This window comes from Thiococcus pfennigii, from assembly GCF_016583835.1.
GTDB lineage: Bacteria > Pseudomonadota > Gammaproteobacteria > Chromatiales > Chromatiaceae > Thiococcus > Thiococcus pfennigii.
The window spans coordinates 1-5,006 of record NZ_NRRW01000108.1 but is presented as its reverse complement, the minus strand read 5'-3'; the positions used below and the strand labels follow the sequence as shown (position 1 = coordinate 5,006).

The 5,006-nt window shown below is 68.6% G+C and carries 5 protein-coding genes and 1 pseudogene; 1 reads left to right on the top strand and 5 read right to left on the bottom strand.

Going from position 1 to position 5,006, the window contains the following annotated elements:
- A pseudogene (locus CKO41_RS17910) lies at window positions 1–121 on the bottom strand (IS1595 family transposase); the annotation flags it as partial.
- A 119-nt stretch (window positions 122–240) separates the two neighbouring features.
- Here CKO41_RS17910 and CKO41_RS17905 point away from each other — a divergent pair.
- Window positions 241–645 carry a Uma2 family endonuclease gene (locus CKO41_RS17905; protein WP_242464419.1) on the top strand — a complete coding sequence of 135 codons (405 nt, stop codon included), beginning with the start codon at window positions 241–243 and terminating at the stop codon, window positions 643–645.
- A gap of 288 nt (window positions 646–933) precedes the next feature.
- On the opposite strand, the gene CKO41_RS17900 is transcribed toward CKO41_RS17905, so the two are convergent.
- The 4 genes from CKO41_RS17900 to hprK form a co-directional block, all read right to left on the bottom strand.
- Window positions 934–1,803, bottom strand: coding sequence for a metal ABC transporter permease (locus tag CKO41_RS17900; protein WP_200254602.1), 870 nt, complete (start codon window positions 1,801–1,803; stop codon window positions 934–936).
- 33 nt (window positions 1,804–1,836) lie between these two features.
- Window positions 1,837–2,583: an ATP-binding cassette domain-containing protein gene (locus CKO41_RS17895; protein WP_200254604.1), complete on the bottom strand. Its 747-nt coding sequence runs from the start codon at window positions 2,581–2,583 to the stop codon at window positions 1,837–1,839.
- Window positions 2,580–3,485, bottom strand: coding sequence for a metal ABC transporter solute-binding protein, Zn/Mn family (locus CKO41_RS17890; protein ID WP_338115618.1), 906 nt, complete (start codon window positions 3,483–3,485; stop codon window positions 2,580–2,582). The genes CKO41_RS17895 and CKO41_RS17890 overlap by 4 nt, the downstream gene beginning before the upstream one ends.
- 286 nt (window positions 3,486–3,771) lie before the next feature.
- A complete protein-coding gene (gene hprK / locus CKO41_RS17885; RefSeq protein ID WP_200383245.1) occupies window positions 3,772–4,716 on the bottom strand; it encodes an HPr(Ser) kinase/phosphatase in 945 nt (314 codons plus the stop codon).
- Between the last annotated feature and the right edge of the window lie 290 nt (window positions 4,717–5,006).

Below are 5,006 nucleotides of genomic sequence, written 5' to 3'. Positions count from 1 at the left end.
GAAACCCCTCGGGCCAGCGGGCCTGTTCGAGCGCCGCCTCGCACTGGGCGTCCGTGCCGAACTGGGCGAGGAAGGCCGGCAGCGACAGGCCGGGTTGGAACTGAATGCGGTTCATGGGCATGGCCGGCTCCGACAGCGAGGTGAGGTAGCCTCGTGTGCGCCTTTCTTCGGCGAAAAACCGGCTCGGCTGAAGAAGCTTGCTAATCAGGTGCCCTGATCGGCGGCAGTCTGTACGCGCGATTGCGACCCCTTCTACGCGGCACGCCCTGCCAGATCTTCGCCAACGACATGAAGGTGCGGCTCAGGAGCGCCGAGCAGGAGATCTTCTACTATCCGGACCTGCTGTTGAGCTGTGATCCTCACGACCGCGAGACCTACTATCGGAGCAGCCCCTGCTTGCTCGTCGAGGTGCTCTCGGAGGCGACCGCGCGCATCGATCGGCGGGAGAAGCTCTTCGCGTATCAGACCCTGCCGAGCCTGGAGGAATATCTGCTGATCGAGCAGGACTCGCGGACCGTCGAGATCCATCGCCGTGCGCAAGGCTGGGCCATGGAGCGCATCATCGAGGGCTATGTGCGCCTCCACTGCCTCAAGGTCGAGGTACCTTTGGAGGTCCTCTACGAGGATGTCCCGTTGGCGCCTTGAGGGGACCTTGAGCCGGGCGTCCAGCCCGGCATCGCCCCCGATAGACCGGACCGCGCGACGATAACCCGCCTCGACGATCTCGACGGTCGGCTCCTGATCGTCAAGGAGTCCGGATCGGGCCTGTGCGGTCGTTGAACCGAGAAGCGGCGGTTGACCGCTCCCTGATGGATTGAAGTCATTGAAATCGCCCGTTCGGTCCTGCCGGCACGGAGGCGCACCCAGGTCCGAGGTCGGCTCGCGCTCCGTCGACCGGACGAGTGTCGAGGCGATCCTTGACCGACCCGATGGCTAGGGCGATTCCCCGTCGGCAGGGTCGGGATGGAGGGTGGCGCGCGTGCGCCGGCGGGCGATCAGGCGGCTGGCGATGGCCGATGCGAGATAGACGAAGCCGGCGAGGAGGATGATGGTGGGGCCGACGGGGAGGTCGGGTTCGTAGGAAAGGGCGAGGCCGAGGCTCGTGAGGAGGGCGCCGATGGCGGTCGCGACGGCCATCATCCGGCCGACCGACTTGACATAGTGTCCGGCGATCGCGGCCGGTAGGGTCAGCAGGGCGATCACGAGGATGAGGCCGACGACCTGGATCAGCAGTACGACGGTCACCGCGACCAACACGAGCAGCAGCAGGTAGTAGAAGGTGACATTGACGCCGCGTAGGCGGGCAAGCTCTTCATCGAAGCAGACGGCGAGCAATTGGCGGTAGTAGAGACCGATGACGATCAGCAGCAGGGCATCCAGGGCGCCCATGAGCCAGAGTTCGCGCTGCGGGACGAGGAGGATGTTGCCGAACAGGTAGGTCATCAGGTCGCCTGCGTAGCCGGGCGTCTTGGCGACGAAGAGGACGCCGACGGCCATGCCGATCGCCCAGAGGGCGCCGATCAGGGTGTCCTCCTGGGCCTGCCAGGCGAGGCGCACCCAGCCGATCAGCAAGGCCGACAGGACGGCCGCGGCGAGCGCGCCGAGTAGGGGGTCGAGACCGAAGTAGAGGGCGGCGCCGATGCCGCCGAGCACCGAGTGGGCGATGCCGCCGGCGAGGAAGGTGATGCGCTTGACGACGACGAGGCTGCCGACGACGCCGGTGCCGATGCTGGCGAGCAGGCCGGCGAGGAGCGCGGTCTGCAAGAAGGGCTGGTGGCCCAGGGCGGAGAGGAATTCAGTCATGGCGGCGGACGGGGAAGGGGCTCCGGGCGTGCATCAGAGCCTGTGCTCGTGGGCGACCCGGCGCACGGGTTCGCCGTAGAGGGCCTCGATGACCGGGCTGTCGATGGCCTCGGTGCGATGGCAGACGAGGGTGCGATTGACGCAGGCGACCCGGGTGATGTAGCGGGAGATGAAGGCGACGTCATGGGAGACGAGGAGGATCGTGAGGCGCTCGTTGAGGACCCGCAGGTGCTCGAAGATGTCGCTCTCCAGGCGCTGGTCGACGCTCGCGGTCGGCTCGTCGAGGATCAGGATCCTGGGCTCGCTCGCGAGTGCGCGGGCCAGCAGGACCCGCTGAAGCTGACCGCCCGAGAGGGTCGTGATCTGGCGCGGGGCCAACTCCTCGGCCTCGACCTCTTCGAGGGCGCGGCGGGCCGCCAGCCGATCGGCCCGCCGATAGCCGCCGAATCCCGGGCCGGTGCCGAGCCGTCCCATCAGGACGACCTGTTCGACCGAGATCGGAAAGTCGCGGGCGAAGCCCGGGTACTGGGGTACATAGCCGATCGCGCGGCGGGCCTGGCGTGGCGGCCGGCCGAGCACCTCGATGCGCCCGGCCTGGGGTACGAGCAGGCCGAGGATCAGTTTCAGCAGGGTGCTCTTGCCGCCGGCGTTGGGGCCGACGATGCCGAGGAATTCGCGTTCGGCGACGGTGAGGTCGATCCGCTCGAGGGCGGGTTCGGCGCCATAGGAGAAGGAGACCCCCGCGACGCGGATGACGGCGTCGGCCGAGGTCTCGGTCACGGCCGCGCAGCCCCCGCAATCGTGCGCGCGACCGAGCGCAGGTTGGCGATGTAGTCGGCGGCGAGCGGATCGATGGACTCGACGCGTCCGTCGATCGCGCGCGCGACCTGTTCGGCGGCCTTGGGGCTGAACTGGGGTTCGACCAGGATGACGCGGATGCCGGCGGCCCGGGCCTGATCGATCAGGGAGGCGAGGGTGCGTGGCCCCGGGGTCTTGCCCTCGAACTCGATCGGGATCTGGACCAGGTCATAGGTCTCGGCGAAGTAGCCCCAAGCGGGGTGGTAGACCATGAAGCGGCGGCCTGGCGCGGACGCGAGGTCGGCGCGGATGGCCTCGTCGAGGGCGCGCAGCTCGGCGACGAAGGCGTCGTGATTGGCGGCATAGTCAGCGGCGTGTCCGGGGTCGAGGCGGGTCAGCTGATCGCGGATCGCGCCGGCCATTTCGATGACGAGGGGCGGGCTGGTCCAGACGTGGGGATCGAGGGCGTTTGCGTCGTGACCGTGGTCATGATCGCCGGCGTGCTCGTGCTCGTGCTCGTCGTGTTCGTCGTGCCCGTGCGGCTCGAGGCGGCGCAGCGGCAGGCCGTCGCGGGCATCGGCGATGACCATGGTCGGATTCAGGTCCCGCAAGCGGTGCATCAGGGCATCCTCGAAGGGCATGCCGATGCGCACGAACAGGTCGGCAGCGGCCAGGGCCGCGACCTGGCGCGGGGTCGGCTCGAAGGTGTGTGGGTTGGTGCCAGGGCGAATGAGGGCGCTGACCTCGACATGGTCGCCGCCGACGCGCGTGACGAAGGTCGCCTGGGGTGGCACGCTGACGAAGACCGACAGGGGCTCGGCGGCCAGGGCCGGTATCGCGAGGCAGGTCAGAACGAGGAGGGGGGCGAAGAATCTCAGCATCATTGGACGTCCGTGAAGGCGATGTGGACCCGCGCGCCGGGGGTCCTCGGACGCGAGGCGCGCGGGTGGGGTCCGGGGCGAGGATACGAATGCATCTTATCGCATCGGCCCCGTGGCCACCATCGCGCACGGCGGTGGACCCGGTGGGCATGGGTCGTCACGGAACGATCGGGCCAACGTGAAGGGTTCGCGACGGGGTCTGTCCCAGGCGGTCGCACCGGCGTGGGCAGGGGCCGGCTAGGGGTCGGCTGGCCGGTATCGGACGGGTGTCGATCGGGGGGTGGCCGCGTCAGGCTTCGGGGGGGCCGAGATCGCGGTCGAGGTGGGCGCGGAGGCGTTCCTCCATGCGTTGGGCGGTATTGATCCCGAGTTCCTTGAGCTTTTGATTCAGGGCGGCGGCCTCGACGAGGGTCCCGAGGTTGCGGCCGGGCCGTACCGGGATCGTCAGGTGGGGGATCTCGACGTCGAGGATCGACAGGCGATCTTCCGCGAGACCGGTGCGATCGTATTCGGCGCTCGTATCCCATTCGACGAGGGTGATCGCGAGCGTGATGCGCTTCTCGGGCAGCACCGCGGCGACGCCGTAGAGGAGTCGGACATCGATGATGCCGAGGCCGCGGGCCTCCATGTGATAAGGCAGGAGTTCGGTCGCGCGGCCGATCAGCGCGGACTCGCCGACGCACTTGACGGTGACCATATCGTCGGCGACGAGGTGGAAGCCGCGGCGGATCAGCTCGAGCGCGCACTCGCTCTTGCCCACGGCGCTGTCGCCGAGGAGCAGGACGCCGATGTCGTGGATATCGAGGAGTACGCCGTGCAGCGCGGTCTCGGCGGCGAATTCGGCGTCGAGGTGTTCCCAGAGGCGCTTGTGGAGCTTGGTCGTCGTATGGGGACAGGTGAGGATGGGGACGCCGACGGCCTCGGCGCACTCGATGACCATGGTCGGCGCTGGACGGCCGTTCGTGACGATGAGGCAGGGGACGGCGCCGCCGAGGATCCGGAGCAGATGGTCCATTAGCAGGCGCGGTTCGCGGTGATCCTCGATGAAGGAGACCTCGCCGTTACCGAGGACCTGGATGCGCTCGGCGCGAAAGGCGTCGAAGTACCCGGTGAGTTCGAGACCGGGTCGATTGAGCTGCGGCGACCGGATCGGGCGACTCAGGCCCGGGCTGCCGGCGAGCAGGTTCAGGCTCAGGCCAGGGGCCGCGAGTAGATCGGCAACGGTCGTTGTCATGTGCGTCGGTGCTCCGGGCGGTGGCGCGGGGGCGAGGGGGATACGCAGGAATATGATAAGGAGTGACGGCGCGGGAGGCGATCCCCTGGGGGACGGTGCGCGAGGGTGTGCGGCCTGATGATGTTCCACGTGGAACCTTGGGGGTGGACATGGTGGGGTGCTGGTTCGTGTTGCGGCGCTCGACCCATCCTGCGGCGGTGCCGGGCGTCGCTCGCGGGCGGGGTGAGAGGGTGCGGTGATGTTCCACGTGGAACCTTGCGGGAGGGGTCGGCGAGGTGGGGTTCCCGGTG